Source organism: Streptomyces sp. NPDC047453 (genome assembly GCF_040643155.1).
Lineage (GTDB): Bacteria > Actinomycetota > Actinomycetes > Streptomycetales > Streptomycetaceae > Streptomyces.
On the sequence record NZ_JBEYTS010000034.1, the window covers coordinates 14,495 to 41,034 of the forward strand.

General features: G+C 71.5%; 21 protein-coding genes and 1 pseudogene. 15 read left to right on the forward strand and 7 right to left on the reverse strand.

Annotated elements, in window-relative coordinates; genetic code table 11:
- The first annotated feature begins 34 nt into the window (after positions 1 to 34).
- Positions 35 to 625, forward strand: coding sequence for a L,D-transpeptidase family protein (locus ABZ818_RS25945; RefSeq protein WP_361419315.1), 591 nt, complete (start codon positions 35 to 37; stop codon positions 623 to 625).
- A 118-nt stretch (positions 626 to 743) separates the two neighbouring features.
- On the opposite strand, the gene ABZ818_RS25950 is transcribed toward ABZ818_RS25945, so the two are convergent.
- Positions 744 to 1,199: a MarR family transcriptional regulator gene (locus ABZ818_RS25950; protein WP_361419157.1), complete on the reverse strand. Its 456-nt coding sequence runs from the start codon at positions 1,197 to 1,199 to the stop codon at positions 744 to 746.
- Between the two features lie 116 nt (positions 1,200 to 1,315).
- On the opposite strand from ABZ818_RS25950, the gene ABZ818_RS25955 reads away from it, so the two are divergent.
- Positions 1,316 to 3,118: an ABC transporter ATP-binding protein gene (locus ABZ818_RS25955; RefSeq protein ID WP_361419160.1), complete on the forward strand. Its 1,803-nt coding sequence runs from the start codon at positions 1,316 to 1,318 to the stop codon at positions 3,116 to 3,118.
- A 43-nt stretch (positions 3,119 to 3,161) separates the two neighbouring features.
- Entirely contained in the window at positions 3,162 to 4,007 is an 846-nt protein-coding gene (gene mltG / locus ABZ818_RS25960) for an endolytic transglycosylase MltG (RefSeq protein WP_361419163.1), read from the forward strand.
- A gap of 78 nt (positions 4,008 to 4,085) precedes the next feature.
- Here mltG and ABZ818_RS25965 read toward each other — a convergent pair whose 3' ends face one another.
- Positions 4,086 to 5,165 carry an NAD(P)-binding domain-containing protein gene (locus tag ABZ818_RS25965; RefSeq protein WP_361419166.1) on the reverse strand — a complete coding sequence of 360 codons (1,080 nt, stop codon included), beginning with the start codon at positions 5,163 to 5,165 and terminating at the stop codon, positions 4,086 to 4,088.
- A gap of 60 nt (positions 5,166 to 5,225) precedes the next feature.
- Here ABZ818_RS25965 and ABZ818_RS25970 point away from each other — a divergent pair, with 60 nt between their 5' ends.
- From ABZ818_RS25970 to ABZ818_RS26005, 8 genes are all read left to right on the forward strand, one after another.
- Positions 5,226 to 5,648, forward strand: a complete 423-nt coding sequence (locus ABZ818_RS25970; protein ID WP_361419169.1) for a secondary thiamine-phosphate synthase enzyme YjbQ — start codon at positions 5,226 to 5,228, stop codon at positions 5,646 to 5,648.
- 204 nt (positions 5,649 to 5,852) lie between these two features.
- Positions 5,853 to 7,424 (forward strand): TIGR02677 family protein, encoded by a 1,572-nt coding sequence (locus ABZ818_RS25975; protein WP_361419172.1) that lies wholly within the window; start codon positions 5,853 to 5,855, stop codon positions 7,422 to 7,424.
- A complete protein-coding gene (locus tag ABZ818_RS25980) occupies positions 7,424 to 8,656 on the forward strand; it encodes a TIGR02678 family protein (RefSeq protein ID WP_361419175.1) in 1,233 nt (410 codons plus the stop codon). Before ABZ818_RS25975 ends, ABZ818_RS25980 begins: the two co-directional genes overlap by 1 nt.
- Positions 8,653 to 12,768 carry a TIGR02680 family protein gene (locus ABZ818_RS25985; protein ID WP_361419178.1) on the forward strand — a complete coding sequence of 1,372 codons (4,116 nt, stop codon included), beginning with the start codon at positions 8,653 to 8,655 and terminating at the stop codon, positions 12,766 to 12,768. The genes ABZ818_RS25980 and ABZ818_RS25985 overlap by 4 nt, the downstream gene beginning before the upstream one ends.
- Complete coding sequence (locus ABZ818_RS25990) at positions 12,759 to 14,057, forward strand: TIGR02679 family protein (RefSeq protein WP_361419181.1); 1,299 nt, start codon at positions 12,759 to 12,761, stop codon at positions 14,055 to 14,057. The genes ABZ818_RS25985 and ABZ818_RS25990 overlap by 10 nt, the downstream gene beginning before the upstream one ends.
- Before the next feature lie 624 nt (positions 14,058 to 14,681).
- A complete protein-coding gene (locus ABZ818_RS25995; protein ID WP_361419184.1) occupies positions 14,682 to 16,202 on the forward strand; it encodes an MDR family MFS transporter in 1,521 nt (506 codons plus the stop codon).
- Between the two features lie 606 nt (positions 16,203 to 16,808).
- Positions 16,809 to 17,012 (forward strand): cold-shock protein, encoded by a 204-nt coding sequence (locus ABZ818_RS26000; RefSeq protein WP_311699250.1) that lies wholly within the window; start codon positions 16,809 to 16,811, stop codon positions 17,010 to 17,012.
- Positions 17,013 to 17,185: 173 nt separating this feature from the next.
- Positions 17,186 to 18,667, forward strand: a complete 1,482-nt coding sequence (locus ABZ818_RS26005; RefSeq protein ID WP_361419188.1) for a DEAD/DEAH box helicase — start codon at positions 17,186 to 17,188, stop codon at positions 18,665 to 18,667.
- A 12-nt stretch (positions 18,668 to 18,679) separates the two neighbouring features.
- Here the strand turns inward: ABZ818_RS26005 and ABZ818_RS26010 are convergent.
- Positions 18,680 to 18,790, reverse strand: a pseudogene (locus tag ABZ818_RS26010) (SAM-dependent methyltransferase); the annotation flags it as partial.
- Between the two features lie 150 nt (positions 18,791 to 18,940).
- Positions 18,941 to 20,128: a cytochrome P450 gene (locus ABZ818_RS26015; protein WP_361419191.1), complete on the reverse strand. Its 1,188-nt coding sequence runs from the start codon at positions 20,126 to 20,128 to the stop codon at positions 18,941 to 18,943.
- 270 nt (positions 20,129 to 20,398) lie between these two features.
- Here ABZ818_RS26015 and ABZ818_RS26020 point away from each other — a divergent pair, with 270 nt between their 5' ends.
- Positions 20,399 to 21,229, forward strand: a complete 831-nt coding sequence (locus tag ABZ818_RS26020; protein ID WP_361419194.1) for an SMI1/KNR4 family protein — start codon at positions 20,399 to 20,401, stop codon at positions 21,227 to 21,229.
- Entirely contained in the window at positions 21,213 to 21,956 is a 744-nt protein-coding gene (locus ABZ818_RS26025; protein ID WP_361419197.1) for a hypothetical protein, read from the forward strand. The genes ABZ818_RS26020 and ABZ818_RS26025 overlap by 17 nt, the downstream gene beginning before the upstream one ends.
- Positions 21,957 to 21,999: 43 nt before the next feature.
- Here the strand turns inward: ABZ818_RS26025 and ABZ818_RS26030 are convergent, their stop codons facing one another.
- Together ABZ818_RS26030 and ABZ818_RS26035 are read right to left on the reverse strand one after the other, a co-directional pair.
- Positions 22,000 to 22,740 (reverse strand): class I SAM-dependent methyltransferase, encoded by a 741-nt coding sequence (locus ABZ818_RS26030; protein WP_361419200.1) that lies wholly within the window; start codon positions 22,738 to 22,740, stop codon positions 22,000 to 22,002.
- An 83-nt stretch (positions 22,741 to 22,823) separates the two neighbouring features.
- Entirely contained in the window at positions 22,824 to 23,219 is a 396-nt protein-coding gene (locus ABZ818_RS26035; protein WP_361419203.1) for a DUF5997 family protein, read from the reverse strand.
- A 58-nt stretch (positions 23,220 to 23,277) separates the two neighbouring features.
- Between ABZ818_RS26035 and ABZ818_RS26040 the strand changes: the two genes are divergently transcribed.
- Entirely contained in the window at positions 23,278 to 24,174 is an 897-nt protein-coding gene (locus tag ABZ818_RS26040; protein WP_361419206.1) for a LysR family substrate-binding domain-containing protein, read from the forward strand.
- Positions 24,175 to 24,184: 10 nt separating this feature from the next.
- On the opposite strand, the gene ABZ818_RS26045 is transcribed toward ABZ818_RS26040, so the two are convergent.
- Entirely contained in the window at positions 24,185 to 24,661 is a 477-nt protein-coding gene (locus tag ABZ818_RS26045; RefSeq protein WP_361419209.1) for an Lrp/AsnC family transcriptional regulator, read from the reverse strand.
- A 284-nt stretch (positions 24,662 to 24,945) separates the two neighbouring features.
- On the opposite strand from ABZ818_RS26045, the gene ABZ818_RS26050 reads away from it, so the two are divergent.
- Positions 24,946 to 26,514, forward strand: a complete 1,569-nt coding sequence (locus ABZ818_RS26050) for an FUSC family protein (protein ID WP_361419212.1) — start codon at positions 24,946 to 24,948, stop codon at positions 26,512 to 26,514.
- The last annotated feature ends 26 nt before the right edge of the window (positions 26,515 to 26,540 follow it).

The following is a 26,540-nucleotide window of genomic DNA, read 5'->3' on the forward strand; positions in this document are numbered from 1 at the left end:
CGGGCCGACGGGGACCGCTCCGCCCAGCCCGCCCGTGCTGCCGTCCCGGGTTCCGGGGATCGGGGACCGCATGTGGCAGCAGGTACCCATCGGCACTCGGCAGATCGTGGCGGTCTTCGGCGACCACAAGACCTCCCCCGACTCCACGCTCGTTCTCTACGAGAAGTACGGCACCAAGTGGGTGCCGCAAGGGAGTTGGCCGGCCCACAACGGCAAGCGCGGCTGGGTGGTCGACCACTGGGAGAACGACGAGCGGAGCCCGGTGGGGGTGTTCACGCTCTCCGATGCCGGCGGCGTCCTCGACGACCCCGGCACCCGGCTCCCGTACACCCAGGACGAGAACGCCTTCATCTCCCCGTTCTCCTGGGACGAGGCGCACTGGCACGACTTCGACTACGTCATCGCCATCGACTACAACCGCCTGCGTGGCACCCGTCCGGACGATCCGACCCGTCCGCTGGGCCAGAGCAAGGGCGGCGGTATCTGGCTGCACCTGGACCACGGTGACGGCACGCTGGGCTGCGTGAGTGTTCCGGAGTCCGCGATGGAGTACCTGCTCCGCAGGCTCGATCCGAAGAGCAAGCCCGTCATCGTCATGGGGGACAAGGCCCACCTGCGACGGTAGCCACCGCATCGGCTGTGTGGCCGGCGAAAGAGCGCCGTGTGGTGCGCCGAGCCGCCCCGCACTTTCCTCGCTCCTGGCGTCAACGCGTCGTGCTCGGACCGGCGTTGACGCGTGCGGTTCAGCAGCCGCGCCCCTGAGTGGGAACCGTGCCCACCAGCGTATCCAGCAGTCCGCCGAGCGTCTCGCGCTGCTCACCCGTCAGGGGCGCCAGGATCTCCTCCGCGGCGGCCCGCCGGGCGCGGCGCAGCTCCCCCAGGGCCTTGCGCCCGTCGTCGGTGAGCTCGATGCGGATGACCCTGCGATTGGCCGGATCGGGGGCCCGACGCACCTTGCCGCTCGCTTCGAGGCCGTCCACCAGGGTGGTCACCGCGCGGGGCACGACCTCCAGGGACTGGGCGAGATCCGCCATGCGGGGCGGCTCGCCGAAGTGCGCCAGGGTGCGCAGCAGCCGGGACTGGGCCGGCGTGATGCCCAGCGCGTGCTGTTCGAGGTGCCGCTTCTGGATGCGGTGCACCCGGCGGGTGAGCCGCAGCAGTTGCTCGGCGAGAAGGCCGTCGGGGTCGGGGGTGGTCATGCGCGAACAATACCAGGACCTCGTTCATTGTGAGTATAGGTAACAGTGAGCTAAGATCGGGTGGTCGACGCCGGCCGCACCTGCGGGCCGGCACCCACCCACCCCCGTAGGAGCCCATGCATCCCGACCATCAACCCCTCTGGACCCCACCCGTCGACGCCGGGGAGCAGCCGCGGCAGGTCCGCCGGATCCTGCGCCTCTTCCGCCCCTACCGGGGGCGTCTCGTGATCGTCGGCCTGCTGGTGGGAGCCGCCTCGCTGGTCTCCGTCGCCACGCCGTTCCTGCTGAAGGAGACCCTCGACGTCGCGATCCCGCAGGGCCGCACCGGCCTGCTGAGCCTGCTCGCCCTCGGCATGATCCTCAGCGCCGTCCTCACGAGCGTCTTCGGCGTGCTGCAGACGCTGATCTCCACGACCGTCGGCCAGCGGGTCATGCACGACCTGCGCACCGCCGTCTACGGGCGGCTGCAGCGCATGTCCCTGGCCTTCTTCACCCGGACCCGCACCGGCGAGGTGCAGTCCCGCATCGCCAACGACATCGGCGGCATGCAAGCCACCGTCACCTCCACCGCCACCTCGCTCGTCTCCAACGTCACCAGCGTGGTGGCCACGATCGTCGCGATGGTCGCCCTCGACTGGCGGCTCACCGTCGTCTCGCTGCTGCTGCTCCCGGTGTTCGTGTGGATCAGCCGCCGCGTCGGCAACGAGCGCAAGAAGATCACCACTCAGCGGCAGAAGCAGATGGCCGCGATCGCCGCCACGGTCACCGAATCCCTCTCCGTCAGCGGCATCCTGCTCGGCCGCACGATGGGCCGCTCGGCCTCGCTGACCGAGTCCTTCAGCGCGGAGTCGGAAGGCCTGGTCGACCTCGAGGTCAGGTCGAACATGGCCGGGCGCTGGCGCATGGCCGTCATCACGATCGTCATGGCCGCCCTGCCCGCGGTCATCTACTGGACCGCGGGCGTCGCCCTCCAGTTCGGCGGACCCCAGGTCTCCATCGGCACGATCGTCGCCTTCGTCTCGCTCCAGCAGGGACTGTTCCGGCCGACCGTCAGCCTGCTGTCCACCGGTGTGCAGATCCAGACCTCGCTCGCGCTGTTCCAGCGCATCTTCGAGTACCTGGACCTGCCGATCGACATCACCGAGCGCGAGCGCCCGATCCACCTCGACCGGGTCAAGGGCGAGGTCCGCTTCGAGGACGTCGACTTCCGTTACGACGACAAGAGCGGCCCGATCCTGGAGGGCATCGACGTCACCGTGCCCGCCGGCAGCAGCCTCGCGATCGTCGGCCCGACCGGCGCCGGCAAGTCCACCCTCGGCTACCTGGTGCCCCGGCTCTACGACGTCACGGGCGGCCGCGTCACCATCGACGGCGTCGACGTGCGCGACCTCGACTTCGACACCCTCGCCCGCGCGGTCGGCGTCGTCTCCCAGGAGACGTACCTCTTTCACGCCTCGGTCGCCGAGAACCTCCGCTTCGCCAAGCCGGACGCCACCGACGAGGAACTGCGGGCGGCGGCGAAGGCGGCGCAGATCCACGACCACATCGCGGCCCTGCCCGACGGCTACGACACGGTCGTCGGCGAGCGCGGCCACCGGTTCTCCGGCGGTGAGAAGCAGCGCCTGGCGATCGCCCGGACCATCCTGCGCGACCCGCCGGTACTCATCCTCGACGAGGCCACCAGTGCCCTGGACACCCGTACGGAGGCCGCCGTGCAGGAGGCCATCGACGCCCTGTCCGCCAACCGGACGACCCTGACCATCGCGCACCGCCTGTCCACCGTGCGCGGGGCCGACCAGATCGTGGTCCTCGACTCCGGGCGACCGGCCGAGCGCGGTACGCACCAGGAGCTGCTGGAACTCGACGGACGCTACGCGGCCCTGGTCCGCCGGGACGCGCAACTGGAACCGACAAGCTGACGATATGCCGGGTTTGTGGCCCTTTGGGGGTTACCGTGCCCGCATGCAGAGGAACACTCCGTCACGGAGAACGACCCGACTCACACGCCGGGGCCGTGTGGTCCTGGTCCTGACCGGGGCCGTCCTGGCCGGCACCGCCGTGGCGGTGCCGCTGCTGACGCTCCGCCACGACGTCCTGGCAGGACCCCGCACGCTGGTGATCCCAGAGGGCTGGCGGTCCGGCCAGATCTACGCCGCCATCGACAAGGCCCTCGCCCTGGCCCCCGGCACCGCGAAGCAGTCGCTCGCCGACGCCCAGCTGAACCTGCCGAACGCCGCCGAGGGCAACCCGGAGGGCTACCTCTTCCCGGCGACGTATCCCATCGACGACAAGACCACCCCGCAGTCCCTGCTGACCGACATGGTCGACACCGCGAACAAGAGGTTCGCCGCGGCCCCGGTCGCCGCCGGCCCGGAGCGCAACTCCATGAACCTGTACCAGGCGATCACCATCGCGAGCATCGTCCAGGCCGAGGCCGCCTCGAAGGCCGACATGAGCAAGGTGGCCCGGGTCGTCTTCAACCGGCTGGAGCACGGCATGCCGCTTCAGATGGACTCGACCCTCAACTACGCCCTCAACCGCAGCACGGTCCGCATGAGCATGGAGGACACCCGGCTGGACAGCCCGTACAACTCCTACCAGCGCATGGGGCTGCCGCCGACGCCCATCGACAGTCCGGGCGAGGAGGCCATGCGCGCCGTGACCAACCCGGCGCAGGGCGACTGGCTGTACTTCGTCACCGTCAAGCCGGGCGACACGCGCTTCACCGCCGACTACAGCGAGCACCAGCGCAATGTGGCGGAGTTCAACGCCCACCTGAAAGGCAGCAGTCCGCAGCCCGCGAAGTGAGCCGTGCGCGGCCGCGGCGGTCCAGGAAGTGTCCGGCCGCGGCGGCCCGCGCCGGTCGTGCCGCGGCTGCTCACACCGTCACGCCGCGGCGGCCGGCTCCTCCTCCGGCAGGCGCCTGATGTCCCGGACGGCCGCCCGTCCGGCCCGGTTGGCGCCGATCGTGCTGGCCGAAGGGCCGTAGCCGACCAGGTGGATCCGGGGATCGGCGACCGCCCGGGTGCCGTCCACACGGATGCCGCCGCCCGGTTCGCGCAGTCCGAGCGGCGTCAGATGGCGCAGCGAGGGCCGGAAGCCGGTCGCCCAGAGGATGACGTCGGCCGCCACGTGCCGTCCGTCCGCCCACAGCACCCCGTCCGGGGTGATCCGGTCGAACATCGGCTGCCGGTCCAGGACCCCGTCCTCCAGCCCCTGCCGGATGGCGTCGTTCAGCGGAAGTCCCGTCACCGACACGACACTCCTGGGCGGCAGTCCCTGCCGCACCCGCTCCTCGACCAGCGCCACCGCCGCCCGCCCCGCGTTCTCGTCGAACGGGCCGTCGCGGAAGACCGGCGGCCGTCGCGTCACCCAGGTGGTGGCGGCCGCGTACGGGGCGATCTCCAGCAGGTGCTGTGTACCGGAGGCGCCGCCGCCCACCACGATCACGCGCTGTCCGGTGAACTCCTCGGGCCCGGCGTAGTGCGCCGTGTGCAACTGCCGCCCGCGGAAGGTCTCCTGACCCGGGTACCGCGGCAGGAACGGCTGGTCCCAGGTGCCGGTCGCGTTGATCAGCGCGCGTGTCGCCCAGGTGCCGTCGGAGGTCTCCACGAGCAGCCGCCCGCCGGGGCCCTCCGTGACCGCGGTGACCTCCACCGGCCGCCGCACGCGCAGGTCGAAGGCGCGTTCGTAGTCGGCGAAGTACGCGGCGACGACCTCCGACGACGGCCGCGCGGGATCGGCGCCGGTCAGCTCCATCCCCGGCAGCGCGTGCATCCCGTGCACCTTGCCGTACGTCAGCGACGGCCACCGGAACTGCCAGGCACCGCCCGGACCGGCGGGACGGTCGAGCACGACGAAGTCGCGGTCCGGCTCGAATCCGGTGCGCCGCAGGTGATAGGCGCTGGACAGACCCGCCTGACCGGCGCCCACGACGACCACGTCGACCTCGCGTTTGGTGTTCACGTTCCTCCCAACCGTGCCGCGGGCGCCGATCTTCCCCGGCGATCGAGGAGGATGGGAACCATGTCACGTGCCTTCACCACCCGAGTACTGAACGTGGCCTCCGGTTCCCGGGAGACGGTCGTCGACCTGACCCGTGACTGCGAGGCCTTCCTCCAGGAGACCGCAGCCGGCCGGGACGGTCTCCTGAACCTGTTCGTGCCGCACGCCACCGCCGGCATCGCGATCATCGAGACCGGCGCAGGCAGCGACGACGACCTGCTCGCCGCCCTGCACACCCTGCTGCCCGCCGACGACCGCTGGCAGCACCGCCACGGCAGCCCCGGCCACGGTCGCGACCACGTGCTGCCCGCCATCGTGCCGCCGCACGCGACCATCCCGGTCCTCGACGGCCGGCTGGAACTGGGCACATGGCAGTCGGTGTGCCTGGTGGACACGAACAGGGACAATCCAAACAGGAAGGTCCGCCTGTCGTTTCTCGGGTAGCGGTCACTACGGGGCTGGGAGTGTAGGCGGGATATCCGGCCGCACCAAGTGATGGTCCTGCCCGCATCTCTCGCGCGTGGGCTGGGCGTCCGTCGGCATACGACGGGACGCGGCCCACCCTCTTGCGTGGATCAGAACGGCGAAAATCAGCCAGGTACTTGGTCCCTGCCGGCGGGGGCGGCGTCTGGGGGAGAATGGCCGGTGATGACCGTCACCGCTTCCACCGCCTCGGCCGTTCCGGATCCCGAGTCGGCGGGCTTCGGCCCCTTCGCTCACCTTTCCGTTCCGAACACCCCGCTCTACCGCCAGGTGATGCGGGTGTTCCTGACGGCCAAGGAACGGTTCGCGGTCCATCTGCGTCCTGAGGACGTGCACGCCGCGCTGCCTGAGGACATCCGCCCCGCAGAGTTGGAGACCGTCGTCGGCGCACTCGACAAGCTCGTCGGCTGGCGCAATCTGCGGGCGGACCCGGACACCGCCCGCGTGACAGCGGTCGAGGACTTCTACCGGAAGCGGTTCATCTACCAGCTCACGCGGGAGGGTGAGGCCGCGGAGGAGGCCCTGTCCGCCTACGACGAGGCGCTCGGGCGTCGCGGAGCGCTCCAGGCCGTCGCGCTGCACGACATCGTCACCCAGTTGCGTGCCCTCCTCGTCCTGGCGGCCGAGGAAGAGCCCGATCCCGCCAAGGCGCACCTGGCGCTGGATGCGCTGGCCAGCCGCTTCGCGGCGCTCGCCGACAACGCCCGGGCCTTCATGGGCTCGCTCCAGCGGACCATCGACCTGCACGACATCGAGGAGGAGGTCTTCCTCGCGTACAAGGACCGACTCATTCAATACCTGGAGCGGTTCATCCAGGACCTGATCACGCTGGGCGGGCGCATCGCCCGGCTGATCCTGGAGCTGGAGGAGGACGGAAGGGCGGAGCCCCTGCTGCGGGCCGCCGCCGGTCGGGAGGCCGCCGACGCCTCGCCGGAGGAGGCCGAGTACGCCGAGAACGAAGCCTTCGAGCGGTGGGCGGCGCGCTGGGCCGGGCTCGGCGCGTGGTTCATCAGCAGGGACGGGCGTGAGTCGCAGGCCCGGCTCCTGCGCGGCCGGGCACTCGGTGCGATTCCGCAGCTCCTGGCGGTTGTACGGGCGTTGAACGAGCGCCGGTCGGGGCGTTCGGACCGGTCCGCGGACTTCCGTACCCTGGCCCGCTGGTTCGCCGAGGCACCGGACGACGACGCCCGGCACCGGTTGTGGCGGGCCGCCTTCGGCCTCTATCCGGCCCGGCACCTCACCGTCGATGCCGACACCCTGCACGCCCGTGCGGCGCGGCCCGTCCCGGCTACCACCTCGTGGGCCGAGGCCGAGCCGCTGCGCATCAGCCCTCAACTGCGTCGCACCGGCAGCTACGAGCGGCGCGGCAAGCCCCGCAAGGTGGAGGACCGGGAGGAGCGGCGGCGCGCGCTCGCCGAGATGGCCGCCAAGCAGGCCGCCGAGACCGCCGCCGCCCGCGCCCGGCTCGTCACCGACGGCGTCACGCGCCTGTCCGGCCTCGGCGAACTGGACCCGGCATCCTTCGGTCAGTTTCTCCAGCTACTCGGAGACGCGTTGGCCACGTGGCGGCCCGGCATGCGGCACACCGTGGCCACCAGCAACGACGGCTCCATGGAGATCAGACTCACCGCGGTCACCGACGCCACCACCGCTGAGGTCCGTACGTCCGGCGGAGTCTTCCGGGGCCCGGACCACCTCATCGAGATCGTCGACCTGACGGACGGAGACGCCAGCTGATGACCACACCGCTCGCCGAGGTCCTGGACGGCCAGCACGCCGCCGACCTGCGCAGGGCGGCACGTGCCCTGCTGGGGCAGCCGCTGCTGCTCGCGCGGGGCCGGTATGCCGACGAGTTCCGCCTCGTCCGCCGGCACGCCTCCGAACTGAGGGAGTGGTTCGACCGCAACACGGGCTGGGCCCTTCAGGTGGACGCCGAGGCCGCCCGGCTGCGCAAGGTCCCCGGGGTCCTCACCGACCCCACCCACCCGGCGCGGGACGCGACCCGTGGCGCCACGCCCTTTACCCGCCGCCGCTACGTGCTGCTCTGCCTCGCCCTGGCCGCCCTCGAACGCGGGGAGAAGCAGATCGCGCTCGGACGCCTCGCTGACCAGATCGTCCTCGACGCCGCCGACCCCCGGCTCACCGAGGCGGGGATCTCCTTCGCCATGGAGCGCCGCGACGAGCGTCTCGACCTTGCCGCCGTCGTACGGCTTCTGCTTGCCCTCGGTGTGCTACGGCGTGTCGCGGGCGAGGAGGAGGCGTACGTCAGCGGGGCGGGCGACGCGTTGTACGACGTGGAACGCCGGGTTCTGGCCGGCCTCCTCGCCACCCGGCGGGGCCCCTCCACCGTGCGGGCGGACAACCTCGACGACCGGCTCGCCGAACTCGTCGCGGAAACCGCCCTGGACAGCGACGAGCTGCGCTTCCGCGCGATGCGGCGCGCACTGACCCGGCGTCTCCTCGACGACCCGGTGGTGTACTACGACGAGCTGACCGACGCCGAACTGAGCTACCTCACGCGGCAGCGCGGCTTCCTCACCGCCCGGATCAGCCAGCTGACCGGACTCGTCGCCGAGGTGCGCGCCGAGGGGATCGCCATGGTCGACCCGGACGACGACCTGACCGACGTCCGCATGCCCGAACAGGGCACGCACGGCCACATCACCCTTCTGCTCGCCGAGCACCTCGCAGCCGCCGACGGCCCGGTCACCCTCGACGCACTGGCCCTTCGTGTCCGCGAACTCGCCGCCGAGCATGGTGGTTTCTGGTCGAAGTCCGCACGGGAGCCGGGCATGGAGACCGAGCTCGTCGAACAGGCCGTCTCCCGGCTCACGGCCCTGGGCCTGGCCTCCCGTACGTACCAGGGGATGGTGGCCCGCCCCGCCCTCGCCCGGTACGCGGTCGGCGAGACCGTCATCCGCGAGCCCGGCTCCGCTCCCGTACCCTCGCAGCGAAAGGCCGCCCCGTGACCCGCCTCCCCGCCCCCCGGCGTTCCCGCTGGCAGCCCCTGCGCGTCGGACTCGTCGACCTGTTCCACTACGACGTCGAGGAGTTCCACTTCCGGGACGGGCGGCTGCTGCTCCGGGGCAACAACGGCACCGGCAAGTCCAAGGTGCTCGCTCTGACGCTGCCGTTCCTGCTCGACGGCGACCTCAGCCCGCGCCGCGTCGAACCCGACGGCGACCCGGGCAAGCGGATGGAGTGGAACCTCCTGCTCGGCGACGAACACCCGCATTCCGAGCGGCTCGGCTACACCTGGATCGAGTTCGGCCGCTGCGACGACACGACCGGCGAGCAGCACTTCCGTACGCTGCTGTGCGGGCTCAAGGCCGTCCGCGGCCGGGGCATCGCCCGCCACTGGTACGCCGTCACCCGCCAGCGCGTCGACCACGGCTCCCCCGTGCGAGCCGAGATGCCCCTCCGGCTGCTAGACGCCACCGGAACGGCCCTGTCCCGGGACCGCCTCGCCGAGGCTGTTGCCGGGCACGGAATTGTGTATGACCAGGCCAAGACGTATCGCAGGGCCGTCGACGAGACACTCTTCGGACTCGGTGAGCAGCGCTACGCGGCCCTGGTCGATCTGCTCATCCAGCTCCGCCAGCCCCAGCTGTCCAAGCGCCCCAACGAGGCGGCTCTCTCCCGGGCCCTCACGGAGGCGCTGCCGCCGATGGACCAGGCCGTCATCGCCGATGTGGCCGAGGCGTTCCGCTCCCTGGACGAGGAGAAGGAGGAACTCGCCGCCGCGTCCGCGGCCGAACGGGCCGCCTCCGCTTTCCTGGAGCACTACCGACGCTACGCCCGGATCGCCACCCGCCGTCGGGCCCGCCTTCCGCGGGGCGAACACTCACGCTACGAGCGCGTGCAACGGGACCTGTCCCACGCGCAGGAGCGGCGGAGCCGCGCCGAGGAGACGCGGACGGCGGCCGAGGAGCAGATCACCTCCCTGGCGGAGACCACGGAACGTCTGCGCGCCCAGGAGAAGGCCCTGCGAGAGGCGCCCGAGATGCGTGATGCCCGGGAGCTGGAACACGCCGCGATGGAGGCGGCCCGTACGGCCCGGACGGCCCACCAGGTCCGAGGCGACCGTCGGCAGGCCCAGGAACTCCACACCAAGGCGCTCGGACGGCTCGGCACCGCCCAGAACAGACTGAACGCCGCCCGGCTGCAGGCCGAGAGCGCCTCCGCCCTGGCGCGGGAGCACGCCGTCGCCGCGCAGGTCACCCTGCTGCCGGACGACGACCGGCCCGAGTCTGAATCGCGGCGCGCGGCTGAGGACGCCATGGGCCGCGCTCAGCGGGCTCTCGGCCACGTCGAGGGTCTGACCGAGGCCGCCGAGCGGGCCGCCGACGCGCACCGCCGGGCGGCGGGCCGCCTCGACGAGGCCGAGAACGATCTCGCCCAGGCCGCTGAGACACACGGAGAGGCGGAGGAGGCCGCCGCCCGCACCGGACAGGACCTCCTGGACGACGTGCGTGAACGCGCCGGTGTCTGGAGCGAGTTGGCCTACGCCGACGAGCCCGGCCTCCTCGACGAACTCCAGAATTGGACCCATCGCCTCGACGGCCCCTACCCGGCGCGCGTCCACGCCACCCGGGCGCACGCGGTCCGTTCGGCGGATCTCGCCGACCAGGCGGCCGAGGCCACCCGGAGGTCCTCGGAGCTGGCCGAGCGAACCGAGGAGGTCCGGCGCGAGCTCGCCGAGCTGGAGAACGGCGGCAGCCGCGGACCGCGGACCCCGCACACCCGCACCCCCGGACTGCGCGAACACCTGCCCGGCGCCCCCCTCTGGCGGCTGGTCGACTTCCGCGACGAGCTGTCCGAACCCGATCGGGCGGGCCTTGAAGCGGCACTCGAAGCCTCTGGTCTGCTCGACGCCTGGGTGCTGCCCGACGGCTCCGCTCTCGCCGTGGACGGGCATGGCGTCCTGCTGTCCCCCGTGGTCGGACCGGTGAGCGGCCCCTCGCTGGCCGAGGTGCTGCGCCCGGCTGTGGACCACAGCGACCGGCAGGCCACAGCTGTGGGCGACGAGACGGTGACCAGGCTTCTCTCTGCCATCGGCCTCGGCGACGGGGCAGGAGCCGGCACGTGGGCGGCGCACGACGGGCGCTTCCGCGTCGGCGCGCTCATCGGCCGGTGGTCCAAGCCCGCCGCCGTCTACATCGGTGAGGGCGCGCGCGAGGCGGCACGCAAGGCTCGCATCGCCGAGCTCGGAAGCGAACTCATCTTTCTCCGCGAGGAGTCGGACGCCGTCATGGTCCGCGCTGAGGCGATCACCGTCCGCCGCCACACGCTCGACGCCGAACTCGCCGACGTCCCCGACGAGTCGCCGCTGGCGCGGGCCCACGCGCTCGTGAGCGCCGCCGGCGAGACCGTGCGCAGAGCCCGCACGCGGTGCGCGGAGCGCGCCGCCGACGTCACCGAGGCCGCGGCGCGCGCCGAGCGGGCAGCCGCCGAACTCGCTGAGGCCGCAGCCGACCTGGGACTGCCCGCGGACCGGCCCGGCCTCGCCTCCATACGCCGCGCCCTCGGGTCCCTCGCAACCGCTCTGGCCGCGTTGTGGCCGGCCCTGCGCGCACGCGGCGAGGCCACACGCCAGGTGGACGACGAGCGCGCCGAAGCGGCCCAAGCCGAGCAGCGGGCCGGCGACCTGGCCCGGCGCGCGGAGGAAGCCGAGCGCGAGGCGACCGCAGCGGACGCCCGCCACGCCACCTTGCGCTCTACCGTCGGCGCCGCCGTCGCCGAACTCGAACGGCGACTCGCCGAGACCACCGAGGGACAGCGTGCCTGTGAGGCACAGCAGAACACCGCCCGGCGTCGCCATGCCGAGGCGGACCGGGAGGCGGGCCGGGCCGAGGGACGGATCGAACAGCTGGAGAAGGACCTTGCGGAAGCCGCCGAGGCGCGCGCGGACGCCGTCGCGGCGCTCCAGCGCTTCACGACCACCGGTCTCATCACCGTGGCCCTGCCCGACCTCCAGGTTCCCGCCACGGACGACGGCCCTTGGGCGGCCAGCCCCGCCATCGCGCTCGCCCGCGCCATCGAGGCCGGCCTGTCGTCGGTCGACGACACGGAAGCCGCCTGGGAGCGCGTCCAGCGCCGGCTCAGCGAGGAACTCAAGACCCTGCAGGACACCCTGTCCCGGCACGGACACAGCGCGTCCGCCCGCATGGTCGAGGACGGCATGGTCGTCGACATCGTCTACCAGGGCCGCGAGCGCGCCGTGCCCGAACTCGCCGACGCGCTCAGCGCTGAGGTCGGCGAACTCACCCGCATCCTGTCCGCCCACGAAAGGGAGATCCTCGAAACCCACCTGATCACCGAAGTCGCCGGCACTCTTCAGGAACTCATCGGCGCGGCCGAGCGGCAGGTGCGGGACATGAACACCGAGTTGGAGGACCGCCCCACCTCCACCGGCATGAGACTCCGCCTGGTGTGGCGCGCCTCCCGCAAAGCCCCGCCCGGACTCGCCCAGGCCCGCGAACGGCTGCGTCAGTCCGCCGACGCCTGGACGCCGGAGGACCGCGCGGCGGTGGGCGAGTTCCTCCAGGCGCAGATCGCCCGTCAGCAGACCGACGACACCTCCGGCAGCTGGCTGGAACACCTCACAGCCGCCCTCGACTACCGGACCTGGCACGAATTCGGCGTTGAACGCCACCAGCACGGGCGCTGGGTCCCGGCCACAGGCCCCGCCTCCGGCGGCGAACGCGTTCTCGCCGTGTCCGTACCACTGTTCGCCGCCGCCTCCTCGCACTACGCGAGCGCCGGCAGTCCGTACGCACCCCGCCTGGTCACCCTCGACGAGGCGTTCGCGGGAGTGGACGACGACTCGCGCGCCAAGTGCCTGGGACTACTGAGCGCCTTCGACCTCGACGTGGTCATGACCAGCGAACGCGAATGGGCCTGCTACCCGCAGGTCCCCGGCATCGCCATTGCCCAGCTGTCGCGCACCGACGAGGTGGCGGCGGTCCTCGTGACCCGCTGGGAATGGGACGGCACGAGGCGGCACCGCCGCGAGGACCCCGTGCGGCATCCGGCACCGGAGGCGGCCGGCCGGCCGGAGCGGGAGCCACAGTGGAGCTGACGCACGACGGGGACGGAGCGCTGGGCGCCGTACCGGAGCGGGGCGTCGGCGCCACGGTCGACGTGCCCCGACTGCGCCGCCTCCTGGGCGCGCCGCAACTCGAGTGGCTAGTCGACCGGGTACGCGGTCGGCTCGCGGCGGACCAACCTCTCACCGGCCCCGTCTCCCTGGCCCGTCCCACACCCGCCCAGAGGACCGCCGCCGAGCGGCTGCTCGCCCGAGCCCCCGGCAGTGGCCGCTCCCTCACTGTACGGCTGGAGGCGGTCGACGCCGTGCTGCGCCGATCGGGCATCAGCCCCGACGGCCTCGCCGCCGCCGTCACGGCGCTCACCGGCCCCGTCACCCCGGTCGCCCAGGCCAGGGCGAAGGAGGACGCTGCTTGGGAACGGGCGTATGCACCCCTCGAGGCGCTCGTCCGGGACCGGCCCGAGCTCGCCGCCTGGGCCGCGAGGGTGCGGGCCGACGGCCTCGCCCGGCGCCTGGGCCGCACCCCCGACGCAGTGCACACCCTGCTCACAGGAGTTTGCGCCGCACTTCGCGCACTTCCGGCCGACCCCGTCGTCTCGCTGGCTGCCTTCGCCGCCCAGGTCCTCGGCTCGGCCCACGCTTTGGACGACGGCACCCCGCAGGCCACTCTCACGCTGTCCGGGATCCGCGCCCTGACCGGGTTCGCTGACGGCAGCGGCGCCGAATGGCGGCGTGACGCGTGGGCGTCGGCGGGGCTGTTGAAGGACGAACTGTCCTCGACGGTCCTTACGTTGAACCTGCGAGGAACCTCCGCCCTCGACTGGATGGCCGACGAGGGCGAACCAGCCGTCCTGACGCTTCGCCAACTCACTCGAAGGCCACCCTTCGTCACTGCCCGCGCGGTGTGGGTCTGCGAGAACCCGGCCGTCCTCGCTGCGGCGGCGGACGCCCTTGGGCCTGCCTGCCCGCCCCTGGTCTGTCTCCAAGGCCAGCCATCGGCCGCGGCGCTCGCCCTGCTGCGCCACCTGCACGGGAAAGGAGCGGCCCTGCGCTATCACGGCGACTTCGACTGGGGCGGGCTCCAGATCGCCGGCGCCCTGCTGCGACGCGTCCCGTGGCGTCCCTGGCGGTACACCGCCGCCGATTATCGCGCGGCCCTCGCCGGAAGCGCCTCGGAGTTCCCGCCCAGCCCCCTCACGGGCCCCCCGACCTGGACGCCCTGGGACCCCGGCCTTGCCGCGGCCCTCGCCGAAGCCGGCGTCCGGGTCGAGGAGGAGCGAGAACTGGACCTCCTGCTGTCCGACCTGAGGGGACGGCCCTGAAACCGGGTGTCCGGGATGGCACGTAGGCTGGGGTTGTCCTAACGGAGGTTGGTGGACACAAACACGAGCAAGACCAACCGTCAGGTTCGGTTGAGCTTCTTCGGCTAGGGATTCGCTTCGCTGGGACTGTATCGGTGAGGTCCGGCCCCACCAAACGACCGTGGCGGGCCAGGACTCTGTATGGTCGCGTGTCGGAGCTTGAACCCACGACCTCTTCGTCCCGAATGAGGTTCGCCCGGGATCGACACCGGGTGGGTTGCTGTTTTGCCTGGTCAGGGTGTTGGGCTGAGATGGTCTCGGCGGGATCCGGTTGCTCCCACTCCCTCTCATCCCGGCTGCACACACCCGGCTACGGCAGCTTGCCGACCAGGCCGGGTCCGTGCGCCGACTGCCGACCCGTACCTTCGTGATCGGATCATGCAGGTGATCAGTCGATGCCCCCTCAGGGCGCGATGTGCACCACGCTTTAATTCGGGGGTGATCCACTCGGCGATGAGGCACACTCAGGCGGCCGATGAGTTCTGGTGTGCCCGCCGGTCTGTATCGGTGCGACTACCGACCATCCAGTCCGGCGACCCTCGGCTACGGGGCGACTGCGACCAGGAACCCCAGTGAGGTGCTGTCATGTCAGCTGCGATTCCGGAACGACCAACCGCTGCGGAGGCGGGGGGCGGCACACCTATTGTGGTGCGGCTGCTGGTGCTGGCCACGTTCGTGGTGATCCTCAACGAGACCATCATGATCAACGCGATCCCGCGGCTGATGGATTCATTGCACATCACCGAGCAGTCGGCGCAATGGTTGTCCACCGCGTTCATGCTCACCATGGCTGCGGTGATTCCGGTCACGGGATGGTTCTTGCAGCGGGTCACTACCCGGCGGGCGTACGCGCTTGCGATGGGCACCTTCCTCGTGGGTACCGTCGTGTCGGCCGTCGCCCCGGCCTTCGCGGTGCTACTGGCGGGCCGTGTCGTGCAGGCCGCAGGCACGGCCGTGATGATGCCGCTGTTGATGACCACGTTGATGACCGTGGTGCCTGCGCAGAACCGCGGCAAGGTGATGGGCAACGTCACCCTGGCGATGTCGGTGGCGCCCGCGCTCGGGCCCGCCGTGTCCGGGGTCATCCTGCAGGTCGGCTCCTGGCGGCTGCTGTTCGTGGTCGTGCTGCCGATCGCGGCCGGGGTGACCCTGTTCGGGCTGCGCAAGCTGGAGAACGTCGGTGAGCAGCAGGCGAGTTCCATCGACTGGTTCAGCGTCTGCGTCGCGGCGCTCGGCTTCGGCGGGCTGGTGTACGGCCTGAGCCTGGTCGGTGAGAGCGACCGCAGGACGCTCGGCATGGGCATCGCCGCCGCCGGTATCGCGGCCATCGCGGTTTTCGCGCTCCGCCAGCTCAGGCTGCAGCGCGACGGTACGCCGCTGATGGACCTGCGCACCCTCCGGTACGGCACCTTCACCCTGTCCCTGGCCCTGATGGCCATCGGCTTCCTGACGATGCTCGGCTCGATGATTCTGCTGCCGCTGTATCTGCAGAACGTGCGCGGCCTCAGCCCGCTCGAAACCGGCCTGCTGGTCATGCCAGGTGGTCTGGCCATGGGCCTGCTGGGACCGACCGTCGGAAAGGCGTTCGACCGGTTCGGCAGCCGGACGCTGGTGCTGCCCGGCTCGATCGGCATCGCGCTCGCCCTCGCCGGATACGCACAGATTGCGATGACGACGCCGTACTGGCAGATTCTGGGTCTGCACGTGTTGCTGATGGTGGGCCTGGCGGCGACGTTCACCCCGGTCTTCGCCCTCGGCATGGGCGCGCTGCCCTCGCACTTGTACTCCCATGGCAGCTCGATTCTGGGAACGCTGCAGCAGGTCGCTGCGGCGTTCGGCACCGCGCTGATGGTGACCGTGATGTCGTCGCGCACCACCAGCCAGATCGCCGATGGTGTTGCCGCCGTGCCCGCCCAGGTGAGCGGTATGAAACTGGGCTTCGGCGTCGCGGCAGCCCTCGCCGTGGTGACGATCGCGATCGCGGCGAAACTGCCGCAGCGTGTCGCGGGCACCGACACCCCCGCCGATGCCCTCGCCGATGCCGACGCGGGCCCGCCCGCGGACGGGAATCCCGACCTCGGTGAGCGGGGCACCGTCAAGGCGTAGAGGTCCTGACCCACCCCCTCCGACTGCGCACCGATCGCGCTGCCGCCCGGCGACAACGTCCGGGCGGGAGCGCGGTCGTATTCAGCGCCGGCTCATGACCGCGAACCGGCCAGGACGGCTACGCCTCAGCGCAGCTCGCCAGGTATCGTGACGGTTGCCCTAACGGAGGTTGGTGGACACGAACCGAGACAATCCGAACAGGAAGGTCCGCCTGTCGTTCCTGGGTTGAGGCGGCGCATTGAGGCGACTGCAGCCCGCATGCCCGGCCGCTCCAAGCGGGCGAACGACTCGACACCCAGGGATTCCAGACCCGTCTTTCGCGGAAACGAATTTCCGGAGATATTCGAGGTGACACCGGGTGGCGTGCTGATCCGGCGCTCCCGCGAGGCCGAGGCCTTACGGTATGGGTAAAAGTAGTGCGAATGTGCGTACCGTGCTAAACTTACGCTAGTTGCAGTTGTGGTTCCCGAAACTTCAAGTGCCTCGTCGGTCGTATGCCGTCGAGCATTTTTGTATCTCCGGTGCTTATCCGGACGGGGTTCATTGTGGCAACGCAGGGGTTCACACGGTGTGGGCCCGCGGGCACTGCCCCCAAGGGGATATGATATGGCTACTGGCACCGTCAAGTGGTTCAACGCGGAAAAGGGCTTCGGCTTCATTGAGCAGGACGGCGGCGGCCCGGACGTCTTCGCCCACTACTCGAACATCGCCACCCAGGGCTACCGTGAGCTCCAGGAAGGCCAGAAGGTGAACTTCGACATCACGCAGGGCCAGAAGGGTCCGCAGGCGGAGAACATCACTCCCGCCTGACGTCGAAGCGTATGAGTTAGCTGGGACCCCGCCTTGCGGTGGGGTCCCAGCTAACTGTTTTTTGAATTCCGATGGAATTCTTTTAGTCTCACATTCGGCTCGTTCTTGCAATTCATCCGGCTCATTCCTGTCGGGAATTCCTCGATGCGCGCCCTGTCGAGGAGAGGTTCTCCATGAGCCGTTCAGCTCGCACGAATGACCGTTTCCGCCCACAGGATCAGGGGCGCCCCGGCGCCGACCCGGGCGATACCGGGCGCCGCCCCTCCGCGCCACAGGGGGAGTTCGCGCTGCCCGTCACCGTCACCCCGGCCCTGCCCGCGGCCGCGACCTTCGGTGAACTGGACATGCCCGTCGAGTTGCTGAAGATGCTCACCAGTCTCGGCCTCAACGAGCCGTTCCCGATCCAGGCCGCCACGTTGCCGAACTCACTCGCGGGGCGCGACGTCCTGGGCCGCGGCCGCACCGGATCGGGCAAGACGCTCGCCTTCGGCCTGGCGCTCCTCGTGCGTACGAGTGGGCAGCGTGCCGAGGCGCGGAAGCCGCTGGCCCTGATCCTCGTCCCCACGCGTGAGTTGGCCCAGCAGGTCACCGATGTGCTCGCCCCGTACGCCCGGTTGCTGAAGCTGCGACTGGCCACTGTGGTCGGCGGCATGTCGATCGGCAGGCAGGCCGGCGCGCTGCGTGCCGGCGCCGAGGTGGTCGTCGCGACTCCTGGCCGCCTCGCGGATCTCGTCGAGCGCAAGGACTGCCGCCTGGACCGGGTGAACATCACCGTCCTGGACGAGGCCGACCAGATGGCGGACATGGGTTTCATGCCGCAGGTCACCGAACTGCTGGACCAGGTACGTCCCGACGGCCAGCGCATGCTGTTCTCGGCCACGCTGGACCGCAACATCGATCTCCTGGTCCGTCGTTACCTCCATGACCCGGTCGTCCATTCGGTCGACCCGTCGGCGGGCGCGGTCACCACGATGGAGCATCACGTGCTGCAGGTGCACGGCGCCGACAAGTTCGCCACCGCCACCGAAATCGCTGCCCGCGACGGGCGCGTCATCATGTTCCTGGACACCAAGCACGCCGTCGATCAGTTCACCAAGCACCTGCTGAGCAGCGGCGTCAAGGCCGCGGCGCTGCACGGTGGCAAGTCGCAGCCCCAGCGCACCCGCACCCTGGCACGGTTCAAGTCCGGTGACGTCACGGCGCTGGTGGCCACCAACGTCGCGGCTCGGGGCATTCACGTCGACAACCTCGATCTCGTCGTCAACGTCGACCCGCCCAACGACCACAAGGATTACCTGCACCGTGGTGGCCGAACTGCCCGCGCCGGCGAGTCCGGCAGTGTCGTCACGCTGGTCCTCCCCGGCCAGCGCCGGGACATGGCCCGTCTCATGTCCGACGCCGGCATCAGGCCGCAGATCACGCAGGTCCGCTCCGGCGAGGCCGAGCTGAGCCGCATCACCGGCGCCCAGGCTCCCTCTGGTGTCCCCGTCGCCGGCAACGGGCCGGTCGCGGAGCGCCCGAAGCGCGGCGGTGCCCCTTTCCGCGGCCTGGGCACCCGCCCGGGGCGGGCCGGCGGCGGCGAGTCTCGCCGGTCCGCTGAGGCCCGCCAGATTGCCGAGGCCCGCAAGGCCGCCCGAGTCCGTCGTGGCGCATAGGCCGGCCTACGTGGTGAACTCGCCGGGGACGGTGGTCGTGGCCATGTCCCCGGCGGTGACCGGGAGCGTGCCCTCGTCGATCTTGCGCCGCAGGACCGCCGCCATGTGGTCGGACAGTTCGACCGCACGGGCGCTATACGGCCTTTGACGTCGGCGGACGTGATCGCCTTGAGGGCCCAGCCGTCCTCGGCGTGCTGGTCGCCCGAATCGTTCGCCACCTGACCTTCTTCGGCGGTGCCGTACCGCGCAAAGCGGAGGTGACCAGGCGTCGCGTCAGCGCTGCGCCGACACGTCCCAGCGGACGCGCAGAGCCGGGGGCTTCCGGAAGACCAGGCCTCTGGGCGCAGTGGGCGAGGCCGGGTCGAGCCGCAGTCCGGGGAGACGGTCGAGGAGTGCGAGGAGGCAGGCGCGGGTTTCCAGGCGGGCAAGGTGGGCGCCCAGACAGAAGTGCGGGCCGTGCGCGAAGGCCAGTTGGAGGCGGGAGTTGCCCCGTCGCAGGTCGAAACCGTCGGGGTCCTGGAAGACCTCGGGGTCGCGGTTCGCGCCGGCGAGCGAGACGACCACCAGATCACCGCGCCGCACATGGGCACCGCCGATCGTCACGTCGGCGGTTGCGAAGCGGTCCACGACCGCCGCGGCGGGTTCCAGGCGGAGCGATTCCTCGATCGCCGCGTCGACCAGGTCCGGATCGGCACGCACGAGGGCGAGTTGACCAGGGTGTGCCAGCAAGTGCAGTACGGTGTTGGCGATCATGCCCTCGGTGGTCTCGATACCGCCGAACATCAGCACGGCGGCGTTGGCGACCACCTCCGGCAGCTTCAGGCGCTTGCTCTCGGCCGCCGCGACCAGCAGCGACGCGTCGCCTCCTGCCGCGACCGTCGCCTCGACGCTTCCTCGCAGCTGGTCGAACGCCGCCGCCCCGGCAGGGTTCGCCGGCAGCCCGGCGGTGATGTCGGAGACCGCGCGCACGATGGCGTCATACCAGGACAGCACCGCCCCGGCGTCCGCGCCGACCAAGCCCAGCGACTCGGCAACGACGGAGACGGCCAGAGGCCCGGCCACCTCCCGGCGCAGTTCAGCGCTGCCGCGCGGCCGGATGCGTTCCACGAGCCGGGCGGCTTCCTGTTCCACGAACCCGGTGAACCGGGCGTGTACATCTTGCGTGCGGAACGGGTCGGTGAAGGGGGCACGGTGCCGCTTGTGCTCGGTGCCCTCCACGGAGAGCATGCTCGGACCGACCACCTGGGCGGTGGAGAAGCGGGGGTCGTCCACGGTGAAGGTCGCCGCGTCGCGCATCACGCGTAGTGCGAGATCACGCCGGGTCACCAGCCAGCCGCCCAGCACGGGGAGCCACGAAACGGGTTCGCGGGCGCGCAGCAAGGCCAGCCGGGGGTGGGGGTCGTCCTCCAGCTCCGTGAGCGTGGTCGCGGAGCCGAGCGGAAACCGGCGGGCTGTCACCATAGAAGCTCCCCCTGTTCCCGTTCCTGGAATTCCGGCCTCCGTGGAGCCCACTCAGAGCGTATGCGTCTCCGGCGGCGCGTTGAGCTGGTCCCACACCGTGGGTGACTCCCCCCCCGCGGTCCTCGGACAGCTCCGGCGCCCCGTCTCGCCGCCGTCCCTGCCCGGTGCGGGGCCGCAGTCGGCACCGGGCCGCAGGGGGCCGGCAGCCGCCCGTTGTCAGTGGCCCCTGCCAGGATGGCGGCATATTCCACAGAACGGGAGCAGCAGCGCATGGTCGAGCAGGTAGCCCGCCGCATGGCCGAGCAGATCGTCAGGAGCGCGCCGGAGGGATGGACACGGGCCGTCCTCTCCGGTCACGCGGGCCGCGGTGGTACCGGGATCACGGGCGGCTACATCCTCCCCGGGCCGCGTACTCCCATGGGGCTGCCCGAACTGCATTCCCGGCTGACGGAACTCGCGGAGGCGGTACGCGGCGACCGCGGCTGGGATCCTGTCAGCTGGGAGATGGACTGCCGGCCCTCCGGCGAGTACCGGCTCGTCATGTTCAGGGACGCCGTCGGCCGCGTGTCCGGACCAGGAGGCGGTTACGAGATCGTCCTGGACCCCGACTACCGCCTGCCGCAGCCGGGTACGCGCCAGCAGGCGGGCACGGCCGCCCCCGCGGGCGATCCGGGACTGGCCGCGGGGAGGTTCCGCGCCTACCTCGAGCGGCGCGCCGCCATCCTCGGACACGCCGAGGAACTGCCCCCGCCCGTCACCGAGGCCGCACTCGACGACGCCGAACGCCGCATCGGCCGACCGCTGCCCGCCGACCTGCGCGCGCTGTACCTGATCGCCGACGGGGACCGCATCGCGTACCGGCACCACTACCTGATCGAGAACTACGCCTGGCTGCCGCTGGAGAGTCTGGTCGCCGAGTACACCGACTCCCGCGAGTGGCAGGACCGTCCCTGGTTCGGCTGGGACCTGGAATGGGACGCCGTGGTGTTCGACACCACCCCCGCCGAGACCCCGCCGCTGCGGAGGCCACCCAGGCTGGATCCGCTTCGCCAGCGGAGAGGACGGCAACTACCTCGCCGTGGACATGGCCCCCGCCCGTGACGGCCGGCCCGGCCAGGTCATCGCCACGGGCCGCGACTACGACGACGGCCCCGTGTACGTCGCCGACTCCCTCACCTCCCTGCTCCGGCAGTACCTGGAACTGCTGGAGCGGGGCGCCTACGAGACGGACGACGACTACATCTCGCTGCGCCTGCCCGGCTGCGACAACGGCACCCGGCAGATCATCGGCGGTATCCCCGAAGAGGTTCCGCCCGCCCTCCAGGCCATCCACGTCAACGACGCCACCGGCACGGTCGACCTCGGCCCGCTCACCGCCGCCCCCGGCCTGCGCCGCCTGCACCTCAACCGCTCCACCACCGCCGATCTGACGCCCCTGCGCGACCTGCCGGTCGAGTCCGTCCGCGTCGCACTCACCGGCGGCGACCTCACCGCGCTGGCAGGTCACCCCCACCTCGCGTCGCTCGACCTGAACACCACCGCCCCGGCCGACCTCACGCCGCTGCGCAGCGCCCCCAACCTGCATGGACTCGACCTCTCCGGCGCCGAGACAGCCGACCTGACCGTCCTCGCCGACCTCGCGAACCTGCGCTACCTCGCCCTGGGCCGGCAGCAGTGGACCACGCTGCTCGACCACGGCAAGGTCCCACCCGCGCCGGCCGCCGTCCGCCTCGCCGGCGACGACGTCACCTTCGACGACGCCCTCGCCCTGGCCTCCCGGGTCGGACTGGACACCGGCGACGCGCTCCGCGTCGCCGGCAGCCTCTGAGCAGTTACGGGAGGCAGGACCAGGAAAGCGAGGCAGGGGGGTCTCAAGCCGGCTTGCGCCACACGGAGATGTGCTTCGGGGAGTCCTGGGTGAACGGTGACCCGTCCCAGTCGGCGACGCGCCGTTCCAGCTCGAGCCCCGCGATCCGCGCCATCAGGTCGAGTTCCGCCGCCCACGCGTACCGGTGCCGGGAGTCCGAGCGGCGGTAGCGGCCGTCCTCACCGTCACGGCTGAAGTGGTGCGAGACGAGGATCTGCTCGACGAGGTCGAAGGTGTCGAAGCCGAGGTGCCGGTCGGAGACGTCGAACGGCACCGCGATCTGCCCGGGCGGCAGGAACCGCAGCGGCGGCACGCCCAGCTCGATGACGAACCGGCCACCGGGCGACAGATGGCGCGCGGCGTTGCGGAAGCACTCGACCTGCTCGTCCTGGGTGAGCAGGTTCGTGATCGTGTTGTAGACGAGGTAGACCAGGGTGAACTCACCGGGGACGGTGGTCGTGGCCATGTCCCCGAGAGCGACCGGGAGCGCATCCTCGTCGATCTTGCGCCGCAGGACCGCCGCCATGTGCTCGGACAGTTCGATGCCCACCACGGGCACGCCGCGTTCCCGCAGCGGGACACCGATGCGTCCGGTCCCGATGGCGAACTCCAACGCCCGGCCGTCACCGGCGAGTTCGGAGAGGTAGTCGAGAGTCGGCCCGAGGAAGGCGGTTGAGGACCTCTCGGCCTCCCCGGCGTCGTAGCGTTCGGCGGTTTCGCGGCTCCACAGTTCGCTGCTCGTCACGGGCGGCCACTCTGCCGGGCGGGTCGGGACACTGTCCACGCATTTTCCCGCCACCGCCCGTCGGCAGGGCAGTGGCCCGGCGGTTACTCCGAGTCCTGCTCGGCGCGCTCGGCGGCGCGCTGCTTCAGGCGTGCCGTCTCCTTGCGCACCTCGGCCTGCGTGGCGCGCTCCTTCTCCAGCCACTCGGGCTGCTCCTGCTTCAGCGCCTCGATCTGCTCCGTGGTCAGGGCCTCGGTGACCCCGCCGCGCGCGAGACCGGAGATGGAGACACCCAGCTTGGCCGCGACCACCGGACGCGGGTGGGGGCCGTCGCGTCGCAGTTCCCGCAGCCACTCGGGCGGATCGGCCTGGAGCTCGCTGAGCTCGGCACGCGAGATGACGCCCTCCTGGAACTCGGCGGGCGTGGCGGGGAGGTACACACCCAGCTTCTTCGCCGCGGTGGCGGGCTTCATCGTCTGGGCGGTCTGGTGCGACTTCATGGTGTCCAGACTATCGACCGCGGACGAGGGGGCCGACCACGCCGGGTAACCTGGCGGCGTGACCGGCTCGGATGCATCTGCCTCGTTCCGGCTCGCGTACGTCCCTGGGGCGACGCCCGCCAAGTGGGTGCGCATCTGGAACGAGCGCCTGCCGGACGTCCCCCTCGACCTCGTCCAGGTCCCGGCCGCCGAGGTGGCCGAGGCGCTGCGCGGTGGCGCTGCGGACGCGGGGGTCGTACGCCTGCCGGTGGACCGTACGTACTTCAGCGCGATCCCCCTCTACACCGAGACCACGGTGGTGATCGTCCCCAAGGACCATCTGGTGACCGCCGTGGACGAGGTGTCCGTGGCGGACCTGGCCGACGAGGTCGTCCTCCACCCGCTCGACGACGTCCTCGGCTGGGACCGGCCGCCCGGCGAGGAGGCCTTCGAGCGGCCCGCCACCACGGGGGACGCCGTGGAGCTGGTGGCGGCCGGAGTGGGGCTGCTCGTCGTCCCCCAGTCGCTGGCCCGCCTCCACCACCGCAGGGACCTCACCTACCGGCCGGTCACCGACGCCCCGCAGTCGAGCATCGCGCTGTGCTGGCCGGAGGAGGCACACACCGACCTGGTGGAGCATTTCATCGGGATCGTCCGCGGCCGGACCGTCAACAGCAGCCGGGGTCGCGCCCAGGCCCGGCCCGAGGAGCAGTCCCGGGGCAAGGACCGGCGTGCCGAGGCGGCGGACACCCGCCGCAAGCCCGCTGCCGGCGGAAAGACCGGTGGAAAGGCGAGCGGAAAGCCGGGCGGAAAGACGAGCGGCAAGGCGGACGGCCGCACGGGCCAGGCGTCGGGCCGCTCCGGCCGGGCGACCGGCCGTGCGGGCGGGCCCGTGGCCCGCAACCGGCGGGGCGGCTCCGGCGGCTCGGGCGGTGGCAGGAGCGGCGGACGGGGCAGGCCGGGCCGCGGGGCGTAGTCGCCCCGCGTCACTTCCGCGCGCCGCGGCCGATCGACTCCACCAGCGGCAGCAGCCGGTACGGAACACGCTCGCGCAACGCCACCTCCGTGCGGGTGCGGACCACGCCCGGCAGGCTGATGAGCTTCTGGATCACGTCCTCCAGATGGGCGTTGTCGCGCGCCACGACACGGGTGAGCAGGTCGCCTCCGCCGGTGATCGAGAACGCCTCGACGATCTCCGGTACGGCGGCCAGCGCGTCCCCGACGTCGTCCAGGTGCCCCTGGGTGACCTCGATGTGCACGAACGCCAGGACCGGGTGGCCGAGCGCGACGGGGGAGAGGACGGGGCCCGTGCCGGTGATCACGCCGTCCCGTTCGAGACGGTCGAGGCGGGCCTGGAGAGTGCCCCGCGCGACACCGAGAATGCGGGCGCACTCGCGCACGCTGGTGCGCGGTTGCTCCAGAAGCAGCCGCAGAATGCGGGTGTCGAGTTCGTCCACGGCCATGGCGACGCGGGTCTCCTCCCAGGTCGGCGATCGACTCTGACTGTACCAATGGCTCACCAGAACGCCGTACAGATGGGCCAGGCTCTGTAGTCCATTGGCTCTCTGCCAGCACATCGACGAGATGTCCGAATGTGCCAATGGCCCAGTGCTGCTGACTTCGCTTGAGCCAGCGGCGCCGGTGATGCTCTCATGGACACGTCGATGGCGCTGCGGATCCCCGCGGCGCCTTTCTCATGCCGGTGTCGCGCCGGCGTTCCAGGTGTCTTCCATGGGGGCGGTAAGCAGTGCTGAAGAGGGTGTTCGTGGCTCCGGACCCGGGCAGGACGCGGCTGCGTTTCGCCGCCAGGGCCGTGCTCGGCATCGGCCTGGCGGTCGCCGTCTGCGGGGCGGCGGGACACTCCCTTCCGGGCGCCGTCACCGGCGGGCTCGCCGCGCTGCTCGCCCTGTTCACCGTCATGGACCCCACGGTGCGCGGACAGCTCGTCACCACCGTGCTGCTGCCGGTCGCCGGACTGCCCGTGCTGGCCGTCGCGGCCGGGCTGCACGACCACCCCGTGGCACGCGACCTCGCCTTCCTCGCCGTGGTCGGCGCGGGCGTGTACGCGCGCCGCTGGGGGCCGCGCGGCCACAGTCTCGGCGTGTTCGCGTTCATGACCTTCTTCGTGGCGCAGTTCCTGCACACCACGACAGGCCAGCTGGCCGAGGTGTCCGCCGCCGTCCTGCTGTCCGTGCTCACCGCGGCGGTGGTGCGCTTCGGAGTGTGGTGCTTCGAACGCCGGCTGCCTGCCGCCGCCGCCCCTGCCGTCCTGGGCGGCGGCGGACTGGACCGGGTGACCACCCGGCAGGCCGTGCAGGCGACGGCTGGCGCCGGCTTCGCCCTCGTCGTGGGGCAGATGGTGTCCGGCGAGCGCTGGTACTGGGCCGTCGGCGCCACCTGGTGGGTGTTCGTGAACACGGCCTCGCGCGGCGAGACCCTGGTCCGCGGCTTCCGCCGGGTCCTCGGCACGGTGCTCGGCATCGGTCTGGCCGCCCTGGTCGTCGTTCCGCTGCACGGGGCCGCGCTCCCCACCGCCGTCCTGGTCGCCGTCTGCGTCTTCGGCATCTTCTACACGGCCGCGGTGTCCTACACCTGGATGATGCTCTGGGTCACGCTGCTCGCCACGGCGCTCTACGGCCTTCTCGGCGTCCTTGTTCCTGGGGTTCCCGGCGTTCTTGGGTTTCCTGGGTTTCCCGGGGCTTCCGGGTTTCCCGGGGTGCCCGGGCTGCTCGCCCTGCGGCTCGGGGAGACGGCCGTCGGCGCGCTCGGCGCCTGGCTGGCCGTGCTGTTCGTGCTGCCCGTCACCACCCACGCCGTCACGGACGCCTGGATCCAGCGGGCCTTGCGCTGCGTTCACGCGTGCACGGCCGAGGCCGCGGCGCGGCTGGCCGGCACCGCCGGCGCCGACCCGGCGCCCCGGGTGGCCGAACTCGAAGAGCTCCTCGGCCGGGTGCGGCTCTCCGTGGCCCCGCTCGTGCACCCGCTGAACCCGATGCGCGGCCGCAAGCGGCGCGCCCGTCAGGTGCTCGCCCTGCTCGACGACTGCGCCCGCGAGATCCGCGGCCTCGTCGCCGTCGCCGCCGACCCGGAGGCCTCCCACGACGAGCGGCTGGCCGCCGCGTGCCACCGCGTGGAGCTCGCGGTGGAAGCCCTCATCGACGACGGCGCGGACACCGCCCCGCGGGTCGCACCCGCCCACCCCCGGCCGACAGCCGCGGAAGCCGCCCTCACCCACCTCCACGCCCTGGAACACGCCTTGGCGGAACTGGCCACGCCCCTGCGGGCGCCGTCGGGTTCGCCGCTGGTCGGTGCGTGACGCCGACGGCACGTCGCGAGCCATGC

What these genes read in the sequence shown, in the direction of transcription:
- ABZ818_RS25950 (WP_361419157.1), bottom strand. Translation starts at nt 1,199, where the DNA reads ATGACCACCCCCGACCCCGACGGCCTTCTCGCCGAGCAACTGCTGCGG.
- ABZ818_RS25955 (WP_361419160.1), top strand. Translation starts at nt 1,316, where the DNA reads ATGCATCCCGACCATCAACCCCTCTGGACCCCACCCGTCGACGCCGGG.
- mltG (WP_361419163.1), top strand. Translation starts at nt 3,162, where the DNA reads ATGCAGAGGAACACTCCGTCACGGAGAACGACCCGACTCACACGCCGG.
- ABZ818_RS25970 (WP_361419169.1), top strand. Translation starts at nt 5,226, where the DNA reads ATGTCACGTGCCTTCACCACCCGAGTACTGAACGTGGCCTCCGGTTCC.
- ABZ818_RS25975 (WP_361419172.1), top strand. Translation starts at nt 5,853, where the DNA reads ATGACCGTCACCGCTTCCACCGCCTCGGCCGTTCCGGATCCCGAGTCG.
- ABZ818_RS25980 (WP_361419175.1), top strand. Translation starts at nt 7,424, where the DNA reads ATGACCACACCGCTCGCCGAGGTCCTGGACGGCCAGCACGCCGCCGAC.
- ABZ818_RS25995 (WP_361419184.1), top strand. Translation starts at nt 14,682, where the DNA reads ATGTCAGCTGCGATTCCGGAACGACCAACCGCTGCGGAGGCGGGGGGC.
- ABZ818_RS26000 (WP_311699250.1), top strand. Translation starts at nt 16,809, where the DNA reads ATGGCTACTGGCACCGTCAAGTGGTTCAACGCGGAAAAGGGCTTCGGC.
- ABZ818_RS26005 (WP_361419188.1), top strand. Translation starts at nt 17,186, where the DNA reads ATGAGCCGTTCAGCTCGCACGAATGACCGTTTCCGCCCACAGGATCAG.
- ABZ818_RS26015 (WP_361419191.1), bottom strand. Translation starts at nt 20,128, where the DNA reads ATGGTGACAGCCCGCCGGTTTCCGCTCGGCTCCGCGACCACGCTCACG.
- ABZ818_RS26020 (WP_361419194.1), top strand. Translation starts at nt 20,399, where the DNA reads ATGGTCGAGCAGGTAGCCCGCCGCATGGCCGAGCAGATCGTCAGGAGC.
- ABZ818_RS26025 (WP_361419197.1), top strand. Translation starts at nt 21,213, where the DNA reads ATGGCCCCCGCCCGTGACGGCCGGCCCGGCCAGGTCATCGCCACGGGC.
- ABZ818_RS26035 (WP_361419203.1), bottom strand. Translation starts at nt 23,219, where the DNA reads ATGAAGTCGCACCAGACCGCCCAGACGATGAAGCCCGCCACCGCGGCG.
- ABZ818_RS26045 (WP_361419209.1), bottom strand. Translation starts at nt 24,661, where the DNA reads ATGGCCGTGGACGAACTCGACACCCGCATTCTGCGGCTGCTTCTGGAG.